At 69.3% G+C, this 16,396-nt stretch carries 14 protein-coding genes and 1 tRNA gene; 7 read left to right on the top strand and 8 right to left on the bottom strand.

Going from position 1 to position 16,396, the window contains the following annotated elements:
* Nucleotides 1–43: 43 nt before the first annotated feature.
* From ACIQJT_RS16695 to ACIQJT_RS16665, 7 genes are all read right to left on the bottom strand, one after another.
* Nucleotides 44–1,069 (bottom strand): beta-ketoacyl synthase N-terminal-like domain-containing protein, encoded by a 1,026-nt coding sequence (locus ACIQJT_RS16695; RefSeq protein ID WP_402644040.1) that lies wholly within the window; start codon nt 1,067–1,069, stop codon nt 44–46.
* Entirely contained in the window at nt 1,062–2,225 is a 1,164-nt protein-coding gene (locus tag ACIQJT_RS16690) for a beta-ketoacyl synthase N-terminal-like domain-containing protein (protein WP_365452994.1), read from the bottom strand. Before ACIQJT_RS16690 ends, ACIQJT_RS16695 begins: the two co-directional genes overlap by 8 nt.
* Nucleotides 2,222–3,484, bottom strand: a complete 1,263-nt coding sequence (locus ACIQJT_RS16685) for a beta-ketoacyl-[acyl-carrier-protein] synthase family protein (protein WP_402644038.1) — start codon at nt 3,482–3,484, stop codon at nt 2,222–2,224. The genes ACIQJT_RS16690 and ACIQJT_RS16685 overlap by 4 nt, the downstream gene beginning before the upstream one ends.
* Before the next feature lie 34 nt (nt 3,485–3,518).
* Nucleotides 3,519–3,788 carry an acyl carrier protein gene (locus ACIQJT_RS16680; RefSeq protein WP_053853370.1) on the bottom strand — a complete coding sequence of 90 codons (270 nt, stop codon included), beginning with the start codon at nt 3,786–3,788 and terminating at the stop codon, nt 3,519–3,521.
* A 191-nt stretch (nt 3,789–3,979) separates the two neighbouring features.
* Nucleotides 3,980–4,990 (bottom strand): LuxR C-terminal-related transcriptional regulator, encoded by a 1,011-nt coding sequence (locus ACIQJT_RS16675; RefSeq protein WP_365452988.1) that lies wholly within the window; start codon nt 4,988–4,990, stop codon nt 3,980–3,982.
* Between the two features lie 179 nt (nt 4,991–5,169).
* Nucleotides 5,170–5,331 (bottom strand): hypothetical protein, encoded by a 162-nt coding sequence (locus tag ACIQJT_RS16670; protein WP_159044519.1) that lies wholly within the window; start codon nt 5,329–5,331, stop codon nt 5,170–5,172.
* 459 nt (nt 5,332–5,790) lie between these two features.
* A tRNA-Leu gene (locus ACIQJT_RS16665) sits at nt 5,791–5,877 on the bottom strand.
* Between the two features lie 468 nt (nt 5,878–6,345).
* On the opposite strand from ACIQJT_RS16665, the gene ACIQJT_RS16660 reads away from it, so the two are divergent.
* The 7 genes from ACIQJT_RS16660 to ACIQJT_RS16630 all read left to right on the top strand — a co-directional run bounded on the left by ACIQJT_RS16660 (nt 6,346) and on the right by ACIQJT_RS16630 (nt 15,193).
* Nucleotides 6,346–7,215 (top strand): DUF3662 and FHA domain-containing protein, encoded by an 870-nt coding sequence (locus tag ACIQJT_RS16660; protein WP_365452985.1) that lies wholly within the window; start codon nt 6,346–6,348, stop codon nt 7,213–7,215.
* Nucleotides 7,216–7,225: 10 nt separating this feature from the next.
* Nucleotides 7,226–7,738, top strand: coding sequence for an FHA domain-containing protein (locus ACIQJT_RS16655; RefSeq protein WP_053852850.1), 513 nt, complete (start codon nt 7,226–7,228; stop codon nt 7,736–7,738).
* A gap of 98 nt (nt 7,739–7,836) precedes the next feature.
* Nucleotides 7,837–9,402, top strand: coding sequence for a Stp1/IreP family PP2C-type Ser/Thr phosphatase (locus ACIQJT_RS16650; protein WP_402644766.1), 1,566 nt, complete (start codon nt 7,837–7,839; stop codon nt 9,400–9,402).
* A 27-nt stretch (nt 9,403–9,429) separates the two neighbouring features.
* On the top strand, nt 9,430–10,884 hold the full coding sequence (locus tag ACIQJT_RS16645) for an FtsW/RodA/SpoVE family cell cycle protein (protein WP_053848779.1): 1,455 nt from the start codon (nt 9,430–9,432) through the stop codon (nt 10,882–10,884).
* A complete protein-coding gene (locus tag ACIQJT_RS16640) occupies nt 10,881–12,353 on the top strand; it encodes a peptidoglycan D,D-transpeptidase FtsI family protein (RefSeq protein WP_402644032.1) in 1,473 nt (490 codons plus the stop codon). Before ACIQJT_RS16645 ends, ACIQJT_RS16640 begins: the two co-directional genes overlap by 4 nt.
* Before the next feature lie 169 nt (nt 12,354–12,522).
* Nucleotides 12,523–14,505 carry a Stk1 family PASTA domain-containing Ser/Thr kinase gene (gene pknB, locus ACIQJT_RS16635; protein WP_402644029.1) on the top strand — a complete coding sequence of 661 codons (1,983 nt, stop codon included), beginning with the start codon at nt 12,523–12,525 and terminating at the stop codon, nt 14,503–14,505.
* A 391-nt stretch (nt 14,506–14,896) separates the two neighbouring features.
* Complete coding sequence (locus tag ACIQJT_RS16630) at nt 14,897–15,193, top strand: hypothetical protein (protein WP_402644027.1); 297 nt, start codon at nt 14,897–14,899, stop codon at nt 15,191–15,193.
* Nucleotides 15,194–15,653: 460 nt separating this feature from the next.
* Here ACIQJT_RS16630 and ACIQJT_RS16625 read toward each other — a convergent pair whose 3' ends face one another.
* Entirely contained in the window at nt 15,654–16,391 is a 738-nt protein-coding gene (locus ACIQJT_RS16625) for a class E sortase (protein WP_402644024.1), read from the bottom strand.
* Between the last annotated feature and the right edge of the window lie 5 nt (nt 16,392–16,396).

The following is a 16,396-nucleotide window of genomic DNA, read 5'->3' as shown; positions in this document are numbered from 1 at the left end:
GGTGCGGGTGGGAACCCCAAGGCCGAAGGCGAAGCCGAGGCCGTCACACCGCACCCCCGGCCCCCGCGAGAAGCAGCGCCGCACTCGCGTCATCGCCCCCCGCGTCCCCGGTGCCCGCACTGGCGAGCACCATCTCGTCCGGCCGCCCGCTCAGCCACGCCACCCCCGCGGCACACTGAAGAACCCCCAGCGCCCCGGAAGAAGGCCCGTACAGAGCGGCCAGGTCATGCACGGGCACCGCACTGCCGACCCCCGCCCCCAGCCCCGCCGCGGGCGCCCGCACCCCTTCCGGATGCTCGGGCACGCACCACAGCCCCACGGGCCCGGGCCGGCGCCGGCGTACCTCGGCCACCGCCTGTGCGTGCCGTCCCCGACGCGCGTACGGCCCGAGCACGGCCAGTGCCCGTACGCCCCGCGCCGCGGCCGACGCCCCCGACTCCACGACCAGGGCCACCGCCCCGTCGAACAGGTCGGGCACCCCGTCCGCACGCCCCTCGGCGACCCCCGTGACGTGGCGCACCGCCGGGTTGTCCGGCTCCACTCCCACCACGAGCATCCGCTCGGCCCGCCCCGAGACGACGAGCAGACGCGCCCAGTTGACGGCGTCGAGCCCGGAGGTGGGCCCGTTGCACAGGGTCACGTTGGCGCCGCGCAGGCCGTGCGTGATGGCGACCCAGGAGGCCACCACGTTGCTGGAGGTGGCGGGCAGCATCATCGGGCTGGTGCCGAGGTAGGTGGACTCGGCGATGGTCCGCACGGTCTCGCAGACGGTGTCGGTGTTGCCGTAGTTGGTGCTGGCACTGACCCCGACGCTCTCGCCCGGCACCGTCAGGCCGCCGGACTCGTCGACCAGGCCGGCCGCCCGCAGCGCGTCCTGTGCCGCCACCATGGCGAGCTTGGTGGCCCGGTCCTTGTACCGCAGCCCGCGCCCGGTCAGCCGGCCGACCGGGTCGGCCGCCGTACGGTGCCCGTCGGGCAGCGCGCCGAGCAGCCGCAGGGGCCCGTCGAGCCCGCGCACCGCACTGCCCAGCCCGGTGATCACGGCGTCCGCCGTGGCGACGTCACTCATCACCCACCCCCACGCTCTCGACGACGGCGACCGCGTTGAGCCCGCCGAACCCGAAGGAGTCGATCTGCGCGAGCCGCATCGGCCCGTCCGGCCGCTCCGCCGCCCCGCGCACCAGCCGGAACCCGGCCACGGCCTCCACGGGGTCGTCGAGGTAGACGGTCGGCGGGACGGTCCCGGTGCGCAGCACGTCCACCGCCGCGACCAGGCTGTGCAGCCCGGAGGCCCCGGCGGTGTGCCCGGTCATCGACTTGATGGCCGTCATGTACGGGGAGACGTCCAGGCCCGCGAAGACCGAGCCCAGCGCGGTCGACTCGGCCTCGTCGTTCAGCGGGGTGCCGGTGCCGTGCAGCATGACGAGGTCGATGTCGGCGGGCCGTACGCCGGCCCTCCGGTGCGCCTCCTGCACGGCGGCGGCGATGCTCTTGGCGTCCGGCGCCGAGGGGTGGTAGGCGTCGCAGTTGACCGCGACCCCGCGCACCCGGGCGTGCACCCGGGGCGCCGTTCCCGGTCCGTCCGCCTCCCTGCGCAGGACGACGGCCACCGCGCCCTCGCCCTGGAGCATCCCGCGCCGGGCCCGGTCGAACGGCCTGACCCGGTCGGGTGCTTCGGGGTAGCAGCGGTCCAGCAGTCCGTAGGTGCTCTCGGTGATGGTGTCGACGCCGGCCACGACCACGGTGTCCGCCGCGCCCGCCTCCAGCAGGTCGGCGCCCATCGCCAGCGCGTACAGCGAGGCCGAGCAGGCGTTGGCGACGGTGTGGGTGTCGGCTGCGCCGAAACGCCGGCGGAGCATGGTGCCGAAGTGCAGGTCGGCCGCGTCGAAGGGGATCCCGTCGCGCCAGGACAGCTCGACCGAGCGCAGTTCCCTGAGGGTCGTGCCGACCAGCACCGGCACCGAGGACAGGTCGTCCCCGAGCCCGGCGTCGGCGGCGGCCGCGGCGACCGCCTGTTCCAGCCAGCGGGTCGCCCGCAGCGGCTCGTCGACGCCCGGTGCCGGCCGGTCGTCGATCTCGTAGGCCACCCGCGCCCGGAACTTCTCCCGGTCGTAGCCGCGCAGCGGTCCGAGCCCGCTGCGCCCCGCGACCAGCGAGTCGAAGATCTCATCGACACTGCCGCCGATGCTGGCGACGGCCCCCATCCCGGTCACGATCCAGCTCATGCCGCGCTCCGGTGGTCGCGGTACGCGCCGAGGATGAGGACGGCGTTGTTGCCGCCGAAGGCCAGCGCGTTGTTCTGGACGACGGTCAGCTCCGCCTCGACGGCCTCGTTGGGCACGCAGTCGACCGCGCACTCGGGGTCGGTCTCCCGGTGGTTGATCGTCGGCGGGATGAAGCCCTCGGTGATCGCCAGTGCGCAGGCCGCCGCGGAGACGGCGCTGGCCGCGCCCATGCTGTGCCCGATCATCGACTTGATGGAGACGGTGCGCGGCATGGCGTCGGCGCCGAAGACCTGGCGGATGGCGCCCGCCTCGGTGATGTCGTTGGCCTTCGTCCCGGTGCCGTGCGCGGAGACGAAGTCGACCTGGTCCGGCGTCACGCCCGCGTTGCGGTGGGCGATCTCGATGGTCCGCGCGATGCTGCCCTGGTCCGGGGCGACCGGGTGCAGGGCGTCGCAGGCGAGCCCGTAGCCGAGCACCTCGGCGTAGATCCGCGCCCCGCGGGCCAGTGCCGACTCCAGGCTCTCCATGAGCAGGATGCCGGCGCCCTCCCCGGTGAGGATGCCCTCGCGGTCCTTGTCGAAGGGGCGGCACACCTCGGGGGCGACGGTGCCGAGCCGGTAGAACCCGGTGAACGTCTTGCGGCAGGCCGCGTCCGCGCCACCGCACAGGGCGATGTCGACGTCGCCGCTGCGCAGGGCGTCGTAGCCGTAGCCGACCGCGTAGTTGCCCGCCGCGCACGCGGTCGGGATCGTCACGGCCTCCACGTCCGTCAGGCCCAGTTCGCGCACGATCCCGGCGGACAGCCGTCCCGCGGGGATGCGCCGGGCGACGGTCGGGTCGTACGCGTCGGGACCGCCGTCCATGCTCGTGGCGACGAGCTGGTCGAGGTCGCGGGACTCGCCGTCCGTGGTGCCCACGGACACCAGGGAGCGGCGCGCCCGTACGTCCTCCTCGGTCAGGCCCGCGTCCTCGACCGCCATGCGCGCGGCGGCCACCGAGAACTGGCTCGCCCGGCCCAGCTCCTCGGGGTGCTGCCGCACGATCCAGCGCTCCGGCTCGAAGTCGGTGACCTCGCAGCCGTTGGCGTGGGCGAAGCCGGCCGTGTCGAACGCGGTGATCGGCTTGACGCCGCTGCGCCCGTCACGGAGTCCGGCGGTGAAGGCCTCGACTCCGATGCCGATGCTGGTGACCACCCCGAGTCCGGTGATGACGACCCGGCGGCCGGAGGCCTGTGTGTCCGTGCTGATCGAAGCATTCATCGCAGCTCACCCGTCTGACGGTCGGAAGGGGACGTCAGCGCCGGGCGGCTTCGGCCACCACCGCGTACACACCCTCCAGGTTGACCATGCGGCTGAGCTCGGCCTGGTCGATGGTCACGCGCTGCGTCCGCTCCAGGGCGGCGAGGATCTCGATGGCCCGCAGCGAGTCCGCGTCGTGCTCCTCCTTGAAGAGGCTGGTCTCGGTGACCTCGTCCTCGTCGATCTCGAGGATGTCGCAGACGATCTCCTTGATCTCCTGCTTGCGCTCGGCGTCCAGCCCGTCCGTCAGGCTCACGTTGCTCATCTCGACTCCCTGAGTACGTCACTGCCGGAGCCCGGTGGCCCCGCCCTCTGACGCCCCAAGACTGAGATCGCCCGCTATACGGCCCCTATACGGTCCCTGCACGCGCCTCTCGGGGGCGCGGCGAACTGCGCGACAAGCCCCGGCGGACCCGCACCCGCCCGGCAGCGCCACGAGGCGCCCCCGGGCGCCGGTCACTCCTCCTCCGCGCCCGCCAGCCACCCCAACTGCGCCGCCCGCAGCCCCGCCTGGAACCGGCTGCGCGCTCCCAGACGGCTCATCAGCTCCGCCGTGATCCGCCGCCCCGTCCGCACGGACACCCCCAGCTTCCGTGCGACGACCTCGTCCGTGAGTCCTTCCCCGAGCAGCCGCAGCACCGCCTGCTCCTGCGAGGTCAGCTCCCCCTCGCCGCGCTCGCGGTGCTGCGGCCGTCCCCGGGTGAAGGGCAGGGCGTTCTCCCACACCCGCTCGAACAGGTCGCCCAACGCGACCAGCACGCCCCGCCCGTGCAGCACCAGTGCCCCCGCCGCGGAGTCGTCGGGGTCCGTCGGCAGCACCGCGTGCGCCCGGTCGAAGATCAGCATCCGCGAGGGCAGCGACGCGGTCGTGCGCACCTCGTCCCCGTGCGAGTGCAGCCACCGCAGGTGTTCCACGGTCGCCGGATCGTTGTGCACGCTGTCGAGGTACACGCTGCGCATCGCCACCCCGCGTCCGGCGAGGTCCTCGCAGAGCGGCCGGCTCGCCTGCCGGCTCTCCGCGGTCTGGGGCCCGCCGGCCGCGAACGTCAGCAGCTCGGCCTCGCACTTCTGCGTGAGCTCCTCGATACGGGAACGTATCTCCTCCAGCCCGTTGAGCCGCTCGATGACCGAGCCCCGCAGGTCCTGCTGCGCCGCCTTGTGGTCGTCGATGAACCGCGCGACTTCCGTCCGCGCCTCGGCCAATTCCTTGCGGCGGTCCAGGAGTTCGTTCTCCCGACGCGTCATCAGGGCCTGGAGGGCCACCTCCGGACTGACCGCACGGAGGTTTTCCGGGGCGCCCCACGAGGGTTTTACGAGATTGAGCCGCACGCATTCGTCCAGCGCGGAGCGCACCCGCTCCGGCCGCCATCCGAGGGAGGACACGAGATCCTCCACGGAGGCCGGCTGTCTGAGCAGCGAACGGTAGATCTCGGACACATGGGACGGCAGCCCGAGCGGCTCCAGCATCTGTGCTCCTCCCCCAGTGATCACAAGGTGCCGCCGATCATTATGTTTATGCAGAAAATGATTGGCAACGAAAATGTGACGACTCACAGGGTGACCGCACAGTAACAAAGGGCCCGCTTCCAAGAAGCGGGCCCTTTCGGCCACGGTTGGCCGACTTCCGTCCCCCGGAGGGGACCAGCTCATCCCCAGATGGGGTCCTCGTCCGGGCTGTCCGTCGTCAGGGTCACCGAGCCCCAGATCGGGTCCTGCGGAGCGGCCGCCGAGACGCTCGCACCGCCCAGTACGACGGTGACCGAGAGAACCAGGGTGGCGACGACGGCACGCAGCAGGTTGTCACGCATGAAGTATTTCCCCCTCGGAAATCAAGAATTGAATTTCTTGCGATTCCGTCGGCCGGATTTCCCCGTCCTGCCGACAACTGAATCTTCACCGAGGAACTCCACGCACCACCACAGAAAAGCAATGCAGGGAGCTGCGCTGGCAAGGTGCTGACAGCGGAACCCGCTCCGCCGTTTTCCGCCCCGGAAATCCCGCTTCCCGTCCGGAGCCGACTGACCTGGCGCTACGCCCGCCGCCCGCGCCGGACCTCCCCCTGCGCACGGCCCCCACCGCCAACGCCGCCCGCCGGCACGAGCCGGGACCCGGCCCCGGGGGGTGCAGCTTGATGCCAGCGGACCCGCCGACAGCGAGCCCAGCAGGGCCAGTGAGAGAGACCTCACAGCGTGAGCCCCGCCACCACCGAGGGCCCTCACCGGGACAGCAAGAAGCCCCCCAGGTCCAGGACCTGGGGGGGCTTCCAGTGGTGCGCGAGGGGGGAGTTGAACCCCCACGCCCTTTCGGGCACTGGAACCTGAATCCAGCGCGTCTGCCTATTCCGCCACCCGCGCATTGGGTGTGTCCTCGGGCCCCTCGCCTTGCGGTGCGGCGCCTTCCGACATGCAGAACATTAGCACGCTGGAGAGGGTGGGTTCACATCCGTTGTCCGGGGGCAGCCGCCCACCAGCGGGTTCGGTGGCGGGCCACCGGTCCGGGGTGCCGCCGGCCATGTGCCGGCCAGTGCCGGTTCACGTATCAACCTCGTACCGGTAACGCCCGTCTCCCCAGGAGCGGGCAGGGGTCCACAGTCAGGTGCGGGACACTGGTCTGCGGCCGCCTCTACGATCCTTGACGGAGGAGTTCGACAGCGGAGTTCGAAGTGGGGCTCCGCAGGGAACTTCGGAGGCGTCGACACCCGTCGACCGTGCCGACAGGGGGAACCAGCCGATTCACCGGCGCGTGGATACGATCAGTAAGCAGTACCAGGTAAGCAGCAGCCGGCGCAGTACCCAGGGCGGCAAGGACGGAGGAGGTGCCTCATGGGAGTCCTGAAGAAGTTCGAGCAGCGTCTCGAAGGTCTGGTCAACGGCACCTTCGCCAAGGTGTTCAAGTCCGAGGTCCAGCCCGTGGAGATCGCGGGAGCGCTCCAGCGGGAGTGCGACAACAACGCGACCATCTGGAACCGCGACCGCACGGTCGTGCCCAACGACTTCATCGTGGAGCTGAGCACGCCGGACTTCGAGCGGCTCAGCCCCTACTCGGGCCAGCTCGGCGACGAACTCGCCGGCATGGTCGCCGACTACGCCAAGCAGCAGCGCTACACCTTCATGGGCCCCATCAAGGTCAACCTGGAGAAGGCGGACGACCTCGACACCGGTCTGTACCGGGTGCGCAGCCGTACGCTCGCCTCCTCCACCAACCAGCAGGGCCCCGGCACCTCGGCCCCGGCCGGCCGGCCCGGCGCACCGGCACCCGGTGGCTACGGCTACCCGCCGGCCGCTCCGGCGGGCGCCCCGCCCATGCCGGCCGCCCCACCGCCCGGCCGCGGCGGCTACGGCTACCCGCAGCCCGCCCAGGCCCCGCGCCACGGCGCCGGCGGCCCGGTCGGCGCGCCCGCGCCGGGCTCCCGCACCCGCCACTGGATCGAGATCAACGGCACCCGCCACCAGATCTCCCGCGCCACGCTGGTGCTGGGCCGCAGCACCGAGGCCGACGTGCGGATCGACGACCCCGGCGTCTCGCGCCGGCACTGCGAGATCCGGACCGGAACGCCCTCGACGATCCAGGATCTCGGGTCCACCAACGGCATCGTGGTGGACGGGCAGCACACCACCCGCGCTACGCTCCGCGACGGCTCGCGGATCGTCGTGGGCAGCACCACCATCATTTACCGGCAAGCCGAAGGGTGAAGCGGGGGCAATGTCAGAGCTGACCCTCACGGTCATGCGGCTGGGTTTCCTGGCCGTACTGTGGCTGTTCGTGATCGTGGCCGTGCAGGTCATCCGCAGCGACCTGTTCGGTACGCGCGTCACCCAGCGCGGCTCGCGCCGGGAGGCCGGCCGGGCCCAGCAGGCCCAGCGGCAGGCGCCCCCGCAGCAGCGCCAGCAGCCGGCCGCCGGGGGCCGCCAGCGCCGTAACGCCCCCACCAAGCTCGTCGTGTCCGAGGGCACCCTCACCGGCACCACCGTGGCGCTCCAGGGCCAGACCATCACGCTGGGCCGGGCGCACGACAGCACCATCGTGCTGGACGACGACTACGCCTCCAGCCGGCATGCCAGGATCTACCCGGACCGCGACGGCCAGTGGATCGTCGAGGACCTGGGCTCCACCAACGGCACGTACCTCGACCGAACGCGGCTGACGACCCCGACGCCGATTCCGCTGGGCGCGCCGATCCGCATCGGCAAGACCGTCATCGAGCTGCGGAAGTAGTGCTACATCATGAATAGGCGCGAGCGGAGCGAGCACGCGGCGTGGGCCCCCACCCCGGGCCCCGGCGCGCTCCCGACCGGAGGGTGGGCACCGTGCGGATGTACCCGGAGCCGACGGGCGAGGTGCGCATGAGTCTGTCACTGCGCTTCGCCGCCGGATCGCACAAAGGCATGATCCGGGAGGGCAACGAGGACTCCGGATACGCCGGGCCCCGCCTGCTCGCCATCGCCGACGGCATGGGCGGCGCCGCCGCCGGCGAGGTCGCCTCCTCCGAGGCCATCTCCACCATCGTCGCCCTCGACGACGACGTCCCCGGCTCCGACGTCCTCACCTCGCTCGGCGTGGCCGTCCAGCGCGCCAACGACCAACTGCGCTCCATGGTCGAGGAGGACCCCCAGCTCGAAGGCATGGGGACCACCCTCACCGCCCTGCTGTGGACCGGCCAGCGACTCGGCCTCGTGCACGTCGGCGACTCGCGCGCGTACCTGCTGCGCGACGGTGTCCTCACCCAGATCACCCAGGACCACACCTGGGTGCAGCGCCTGGTCGACGAGGGCCGCATCACCGAGGAAGAGGCCACCACCCACCCCCAACGCTCCCTGCTGATGCGGGCGTTGGGCAGCGGCGAACACGTCGAGCCCGACCTGTCCATCCGCGAGGTCCGCGCCGGCGACCGCTACCTGATCTGCTCCGACGGCCTGTCCGGCGTCGTCTCGCACCAGACCCTCGAGGACACCCTCGCCAGCTACCAGGGCCCCCAGGAGACCGTGCAGGAGCTCATCCAGCTCGCGCTGCGCGGCGGCGGCCCCGACAACATCACGGTCATCGTGGCCGACGTCCTCGACCTGGACACCGGCGACACCCTCGCCGGGCAGCTCTCCGACACCCCGGTCGTGGTCGGCGCGGTCGCCGAGAACCAGCACCAGCTCCACGACAACGGCATCATGCAGACCCCCGCGGGCCGCGCCTCCGGGCTCGGCCGGCAGGGCCACGGACAGGGCGGGGGCGGCGAGTTCGGGCCGCCCGGCTCCTCCGACACCACCGGCTACATCCCCGCGGACGGCTTCGGCGACTACTCCGACGACGACTTCGTCAAGCCCCGCAAGAGCCGCAGGTGGCTGAAGAGATCCTTCTACTCGGTGCTCGCCCTCGCCGTCATCGGCGGTGGCCTGTACGGCGGTTACCGCTGGACGCAGACCCAGTACTACGTCGGCGTCAACGGCGAGCACGTGGCGCTGTACCGGGGCATCAGCCAGGACCTGGCGTGGGTGTCGCTCTCGAAGGTGTCCAAGGACCACCCCGAGATCGAACTCAAGTACCTGCCGCCGTACCAGCAGAAGTCGGTCGAGGGCACCATCGCCGAGGGCGACCTGAAGACGGCCCAGAAGAAGATCGACGAACTGGGCGTGCAGGCCGCCGCGTGCCGCAAGCAGGCCGAGGCACAGGCCACGGACAGCAGGAAGAACTCCAAGACGGGCGAGGGCCAGGCCGGGGGCACCACGGGAACCACTCTGTCCTCCCTGACGTCCAAGGCCACACCGAACCCGACGAGCACGTCCTCCCCGTCCCCGAACGCTTCCGCGTCCCCGAAGCCCACTCCCACCCCCGGCCCCACCCTCTCGGACGAGGAGAAGCAGGTCGTCGGGAACTGCGGTACGCAGTAGGCAAGCCGTGAGAGGCCCTGTCACACGATGAGCAGCAGTACTTCGAACACGTCGACGCACCACACGTCCACGATCGGCGCGATCGGCGCACCGAGCCGCCGCAACACCGAGCTGGCGCTGCTGGTGTTCGCCGTCCTCATCCCGGTCTTCGCCTACGCCAACGTGGGTCTGGCCATCGACGACCAGGTCCCGGCCGGCCTGCTGAGCTACGGCCTGGGACTCGGTCTGCTGGCCGGCGTCGCCCACCTCGTCGTACGCAAGTTCGCGCCCTACGCGGACCCGCTGATGCTGCCGCTGGCCACCCTGCTCAACGGCCTCGGACTCGTCGCGATCTGGCGGCTCGACCAGTCGAAGCTGCTCCAGCAGATCGGCCAGGCCGGCGGCAAGGCCACCAACCAGCTCATCTACACGGCGATGGGCATCGCCCTGTTCGCCGTCGTCCTGGTCTTCCTCAAGGACCACCGGGTCCTCCAGCGCTACACCTACATCTCGATGGTCGGCGCCCTGGTCCTGCTGCTCCTCCCGCTGGTCCCGGGCCTCGGCGCCAACATCACCTACGGCGCCAAGATCTGGATCAAGGTCGGCAGCTTCACCATCCAGCCCGGAGAGTTCGCCAAGATCGTCCTCGCGATCTTCTTCGCCGGCTACCTCATGGTCAAACGCGACGCCCTGGCCCTCGCCAGCCGCCGCTTCATGGGCCTGTACCTGCCGCGCGGCCGCGACCTCGGCCCGATCATCGTCGTCTGGATGATCTCGATCCTCATCCTGGTCTTCGAGACCGACCTCGGCACCTCGCTGCTGTTCTTCGGAATGTTCATCATCATGCTGTACGTCGCCACCGAGCGGACCAGCTGGATCGTCTTCGGTCTGCTGATGTCCGCGGCCGGCGCCGTCGGCGTGGCCAGCTTCGAACCGCACGTGCAGACCCGTGTCCAGGCCTGGCTCGACCCGATGCGCGAGTACACCCTCAGCCGCAACCCCAACGGCGACGGCATGGTCCACTCCGAGCAGGCCATGCAGGCCCTGTGGGCCTTCGGCTCCGGCGGCACCCTCGGAACCGGCTGGGGCCAGGGCCACTCCGAGCTGATCCGCTTCGCCGCCAACTCCGACTTCATCCTCGCCACCTTCGGCGAGGAACTGGGCCTGGCCGGCCTCATGGCGATCCTGCTGATCTACGGCCTGATCGTGGAGCGCGGCGTACGCACCGCCCTCGCCGCCCGCGACCCCTTCGGCAAGCTGCTCGCCATCGGCCTGTCCGGCGCCTTCGCCCTCCAGGTCTTCGTGGTGGCCGGCGGTGTGATGGGCCTGATCCCGCTGACCGGTATGACGATGCCCTTCCTGGCGTACGGCGGTTCCTCCGTCATCGCCAACTGGGCCCTCATCGGCATCCTGATCAGGATCAGCGACACCGCACGCCGCCCGGCGCCCGCCCCCGCCCCCAGCCCCGACGCCGAGATGACCCAGGTGGTCCGCCCGTCATGAACAAGCCCCTGCGCCGGATCGCGATCTTCTGCGGCCTGCTGGTCCTCGCCCTCCTCATCCGCGACAACTGGCTCCAGTACGTCAAGGCCGACAGCCTCCGTGAGGACCCCGACAACCGCCGGGTACTGATCGCGCGGTACGCCACGCCCCGCGGCGACATCATCGTCGACGGCAAGTCCATCACCGGGCACGCCGAGACGACGTCGGGCGACTTCAAGTACAAGCGCACCTACAAGGACGGCGCCATGTGGGCGCCGGTCACCGGCTTCGTCTCACAGGCCTACGGCGCCACCCAGCTCGAGTCCATCGAGGACGGCATCCTCACCGGCAACGACGACCGGCTGTTCTTCCGCAACACCCTCGACATGCTCACCGGTAAGCCGAAGGAGGGCGGCAACGTCGTCACCACCCTCAACGCCGCCGCCCAGAAGGCCGCCTACAACGGTCTGAAGAGGCAGGGCGGCAAGGGCGCCGTCGCCGCCATCGAGCCCTCCACCGGCAAGATCCTGGCGCTGGCCTCCTACCCGTCGTACGACCCCTCCACGATCGCCGGCGGCAGCGACGCCGACGCCGAGGCGTGGAAGAAGCTCGACAAGAAGAACAACCCCGACGACCCCTCCCTCAACCGGGCGCTGCGCGAGGTCTACCCGCCCGGCTCCACCTTCAAGGTCGTCACCGCGGCCGCCGCACTGGAGAACGGCCTGTACAAGTCGGCCGACGAGCAGACCGACTCCCCGCTGCCGTGGACCATGCCGGGGACCACGACCGAGCTGAAGAACGAGGGCAACATCCCCTGCAAGAACGCCACCCTGCGGGTCGCGCTCCAGTACTCCTGCAACACCGTCTTCGGCAAGATCGGCTCCCAGCTCGGCAACGACAAGATGCTGGAAGAGGCCAAGAAGTTCGGCTTCACCGAGGAGCAGTTCACCCCGGTCCGCTCCAGCGCCTCGGTCTTCTCCGACGACATGGCGCCCTCCGAGGTCGCGCTCTCCTCGATCGGTCAGTTCAACACCGCCGCCACCCCGCTCCAGATGGCCATGGTCGCCTCGGCCGTCGCCAACAACGGCACCCTGATGAAGCCGTACATGGTCGACTCGCTCCAGGCCCCGAACCTGGACACCCTCGAGAAGACCGAGCCGGAGAAGATGAGCGAGCCGCTGTCGGCGGAGAACGCCCAGATCCTCCAGTCGATGATGGAGACGGTCGTCGAAAAGGGCACCGGAACCACCGCCCAGATCAACGGCGTCACCGTCGGCGGCAAGACCGGTACCGCCCAGCACGGCGAGAACAACAGCAAGAACCCGTACGCCTGGTTCATCTCGTACGCCAAGGTCGGCGACAGCGCGCCGGTCGCCGTGGCCGTGGTCGTCCAGGACGACAACGCGGTCCGCGAGAACATCTCCGGCAGCGGTCTCGCGGCGCCCATCGCCAAGAGCGTCATGGAGGCGGTCATCGACTCCAAGAAGTGACCCCGCTCACGTCACCTCCACATCGGTGCACGTTGCGATACCGGTCCTGTATCGGGTGACGCACTTGGCCAGGTCACACAAAGCTAGCCGGGTACGGTAGGCCCGGAGTGCAGCCTCCGACGGCACACACGTGCCGGTCGGGACCGACGGAGAGGGCTGGTAGGAAGCTATGGAAGAGCCGCGTCGCCTCGGCGGCCGGTACGAGCTGGGCCAGGTGCTCGGCCGTGGTGGCATGGCGGAGGTCTACCTCGCCATGGACACGCGCCTCGGCCGCACGGTGGCGGTGAAGACGCTGCGCGCGGACCTCGCGCGCGACCCGTCCTTCCAGGCCCGGTTCCGCCGGGAGGCCCAGTCGGCCGCCTCGCTCAACCATCCCGCGATCGTGGCGGTCTACGACACGGGCGAGGACTACATCGACGGGGTCTCGATCCCGTACATCGTCATGGAGTACGTCGACGGCTCCACCCTCCGTGAGCTGCTGCACTCCGGCCGCAAGCTGCTGCCGGAGCGCTCCCTGGAGATGACCATCGGGATCCTCCAGGCGCTGGAGTACTCCCACCGCAGCGGGATCGTCCACCGGGACATCAAGCCGGCCAACGTCATGCTCACGCGCAACGGCCAGGTCAAGGTGATGGACTTCGGCATCGCCCGCGCCATGGGCGACTCCGGCATGACGATGACCCAGACCTCCGCGGTCATCGGCACCGCCCAGTACCTCTCCCCGGAGCAGGCCAAGGGCGAGCAGGTCGACGCCAGATCGGACCTCTACTCCACCGGCTGTCTCCTCTACGAGCTGCTGACGGTCCGGCCGCCCTTCGTGGGCGACTCCCCGGTGGCCGTCGCGTACCAGCACGTCCGCGAGGAGGCACAGCCCCCGTCGGTCTTCGACCCCGAGATCACGCCCGAGATGGACGCCATCGTCCTGCGGGCCCTGGTCAAGGACCCGAACTACCGCTACCAGTCGGCCGACGAGATGCGCGCCGACATCGAGGCCTGCCTCGACGGCCAGCCGGTCGCGGCCACCGCGGCCATGGGCTCGGTGGGCTACGGCGGCTACCCCGACGACCAGCCGACCACGGCCCTGCGCTCCGACGCCGGCGCCACCACCATGCTGCCCCCGACGAACCCGGACGACGGCGGCTACGGCTACGACGACCGCCCCGACCGGCGCCGCCAGAAGAAGTCGAACACCTCGACGATCCTGCTGGTGGTGGCGGGCATCCTGGTGCTCGTCGGCGCGATCCTCATCGGCAAGTGGATCTTCAGCGGCGGCGGCGCGGGCAATGACCAGGTGGCCGTGCCGAACCTGGTCAACCAGCCCCAGGCCGACGCGGCGAAACAGCTGAGCAACGTCGACCTGAAGCTGGGCGAGGTCACCGAGAAGCCCTGCGAGAACACCGCCAAGGGCAACATCTGCGAGCAGAACCCGACGGGCGGCACCAAGGTCGACAAGAACACCGCCGTCAGCATCGTGGTGTCCACCGGAGCGCCGAAGGTCGCCGTCCCCAGTGTCCTCGGCCAGGACGTCGACAAGGCCACGGAGACACTTCAGGGCGACCAGTACCAGTTCGTCGTCAAGACCAAGAAGCAGGTGTCCACCGAGGAGCCGGGCACCGTCCTGGAGCAGGACCCGAAACTGGGCGCGGAGGTGGAGAAGGGTTCCACCGTCACCCTCACCATCGCCAAGGCCGAGGAGAAGGCCACGGTCCCGGACGTCACCGGCCGCTCCTGCGACGAGGCCAAGGCGCAGATGCAGGCGAACAACCTCGTCGGCAACTGCACCGAGGTCGAGACCGACGACACCAACCAGATCGGCAAGGTCATCACGACCGCGCCGCAGGCCGGCACCCAGGCCGACAAGAACTCGACGGTCAACATCCAGATCGGCAAGGCGGCGGACAAGACCGAGGTCCCCAACGTCGTCCAGCAGACCGTGAGGGACGCCAGGGCCACTCTGCAACAGTCGGGATTTACCAACATCCGCTTCGCCAATGGTAGTTCCCAGGATGAGAACGCCCTCGTTTTTGCCCAGGACCCCCCTGCGGGCACCGAAGTAGATGATCCCGGAAGCACAACAATTACCCTCACGGCTGTGAGCGTTGGGGGTAATGGTGGTAATGACGGCGGGAATGGCGGCGGTATCTTCGGTTAAAGAAATGACGCTGGTCACCAAACCCATTTGCATAGCTTGATCACTTGAGGCCCGGGCGGACACTCCCGGGCCTCAAGCTTAGATAAGTCCTCTTACCTGTGATGCACTTCACACTCGAGCAGGTGCCCCGATGTCCGACATATCAAGATCGCCAACCTTGTCGTGATCAGTTCAATGAGTTCAAATTAAAGGTGACCACGCTTTGACCCAATCAAGGGGGAACATCATGCACTCACATATGACACGCAGGTTGCAGAGCCGCCGTAGAGCCGCATCTGTAGCCCTGTGCCTGACCGCTGTGGCAACTGCGGTTTCTGCCGCCGCACCGGCTCAGGCGGCTGCCAACGTAGTCATCAAACTGAGCTGCACCGACCCTGCTAAGACCTTTAAGGTGAACGCCACCCTTGAAGGCAGCGGTGCACCCACGGCCAAATACGACGTCTGGTTCAGGACTACCGACTACATCGATGACACGCGGGCACCGAAGCTCAGGCTCATGACCTCCAACAAAGACGGCTCGCTAACTCAGTTCCCGTGGAGCACCGGCGCTCAGGGCCGAAGCGTAATCAGCGAGTGGAGCAGCACTCTTCAGCAGCCCAAGGGCATAGTGGTCGTATGGCTTGAGGGCACCGTAAATTCCTCGGACTGGGCACAGTTCCAGTGCCACGACTACGCCCCGAAGTCGTAACGTCAAGCTTTCTTCACTGATGGGCTCCGATGCTCCCTACCGGAGCCCATCGCCGTCTCGGTAGTTCAGTCACTCGCACATCCATAAACGTTGATCGTGTTTGCGTACGTACCTACTCGTTAAACCTCAGGAAGATCCAGTCGCGCACTGCGTCTCTTGCCCTCACAGCCATGACCTGGAAGGCCTTCGAACGGCATGGAGCCGATGTGCTCCTGCGCGACGGCCGCGCAGAGGTCGTCGCGCAGGCTTACGAACCAAAACCACTCGCCGCTCAAGCCATCGATCGCGTAGACGTATGGTTGTTCATCACCGGCAACTTCAGCTGCGACACACAGGCCGTCACCGATCTAAGCGGAGTCCTGTGCACCGCGACGACTTGGAGGCATGAGCGCCGGAGCCCGCCGCACGTCCCTGCGATAGGTACGAAACAGCGAGGCCCGGCTTCGTGCCTCCGTCACGGTTAGGACAGTTCCTTCGGCAGCGTGCGCTCGCTGTCCACCTTCTCCGTGCGCACCAGCTCCCCCCACACCACGTACCGGTAGCGCGAGGTGTAGACCGGCGTGCACGTCGTCAGCGTGATGTAGTGGCCGGCCTTCTTTTTGCCGGACTCCTCGGGGATCCGGCCGAGGACCTTGACGTTGTACTTCGAGGTCTCGGGCAGGACGGCGTAGACCTTGTAGACGAACCACTCGTCCTTGGTCTCGAAGACGATCGGGTCGCCCTTCTTGATCTTGTCGATGTTGTGGAACTTCGCGCCGTGGCCGTCCCGGTGGGCGGCGAGGGAGAAGTTGCCGGTCTTGCCGCTGGTGGGGAGCGTGGCCTTGACGGGGTCGGTGTAGTAGCCGGCGACACCGTCGTTGAGGATCTTCGACGAGGTGCCCTTCTCGACCAGCACCTCGCCGTTCCTCATGGCGGGGACGTGCAGGAAGCCGATGCCGTTCCTGGTGTCCAGCGCGCCGGGGCCGGTGTCCCGGTCCTGCATCCAGCTGTCGCGCACCTTGTCGGCTTCCTTGTGGGCCGCGCGGTCGGCGACGACGTTCGTCCACCACAGCGAGTAGACGACGAACAGGCCGAGCACCAGGCCGGCCGTGATGAGGAGTTCACCGAAGAAACTGACCGCCATGGCGATCCGGCCGGTGCCGCGGCGGCGCGGCACGGGGGTGCCGGTGTGCTGCTCTTGCTCGGTGGTCGCTGCCACTTGTC

Origin of the sequence: Streptomyces sp. NPDC091972, from assembly GCF_044756385.1 — a bacterium.
Lineage (GTDB): Bacteria > Actinomycetota > Actinomycetes > Streptomycetales > Streptomycetaceae > Streptomyces.
The sequence above is the reverse complement of the archived record's forward strand: the minus strand, read 5'-3'. Positions and strand labels throughout refer to the sequence as shown.

Excerpts from the sequence above, each read along its gene's own strand:
- ACIQJT_RS16695 (WP_402644040.1), bottom strand. The coding sequence starts at position 1,069 with ATGAGTGACGTCGCCACGGCGGACGCCGTGATCACCGGGCTGGGCAGT.
- ACIQJT_RS16690 (WP_365452994.1), bottom strand. The coding sequence starts at position 2,225 with ATGAGCTGGATCGTGACCGGGATGGGGGCCGTCGCCAGCATCGGCGGC.
- ACIQJT_RS16685 (WP_402644038.1), bottom strand. The coding sequence starts at position 3,484 with ATGAATGCTTCGATCAGCACGGACACACAGGCCTCCGGCCGCCGGGTC.
- ACIQJT_RS16680 (WP_053853370.1), bottom strand. The coding sequence starts at position 3,788 with ATGAGCAACGTGAGCCTGACGGACGGGCTGGACGCCGAGCGCAAGCAG.
- ACIQJT_RS16675 (WP_365452988.1), bottom strand. The coding sequence starts at position 4,990 with ATGCTGGAGCCGCTCGGGCTGCCGTCCCATGTGTCCGAGATCTACCGT.
- ACIQJT_RS16670 (WP_159044519.1), bottom strand. The coding sequence starts at position 5,331 with ATGCGTGACAACCTGCTGCGTGCCGTCGTCGCCACCCTGGTTCTCTCG.
- ACIQJT_RS16660 (WP_365452985.1), top strand. The coding sequence starts at position 6,346 with ATGGGAGTCCTGAAGAAGTTCGAGCAGCGTCTCGAAGGTCTGGTCAAC.
- ACIQJT_RS16655 (WP_053852850.1), top strand. The coding sequence starts at position 7,226 with ATGTCAGAGCTGACCCTCACGGTCATGCGGCTGGGTTTCCTGGCCGTA.
- ACIQJT_RS16650 (WP_402644766.1), top strand. The coding sequence starts at position 7,837 with ATGTACCCGGAGCCGACGGGCGAGGTGCGCATGAGTCTGTCACTGCGC.
- ACIQJT_RS16645 (WP_053848779.1), top strand. The coding sequence starts at position 9,430 with ATGAGCAGCAGTACTTCGAACACGTCGACGCACCACACGTCCACGATC.
- ACIQJT_RS16640 (WP_402644032.1), top strand. The coding sequence starts at position 10,881 with ATGAACAAGCCCCTGCGCCGGATCGCGATCTTCTGCGGCCTGCTGGTC.
- pknB (WP_402644029.1), top strand. The coding sequence starts at position 12,523 with ATGGAAGAGCCGCGTCGCCTCGGCGGCCGGTACGAGCTGGGCCAGGTG.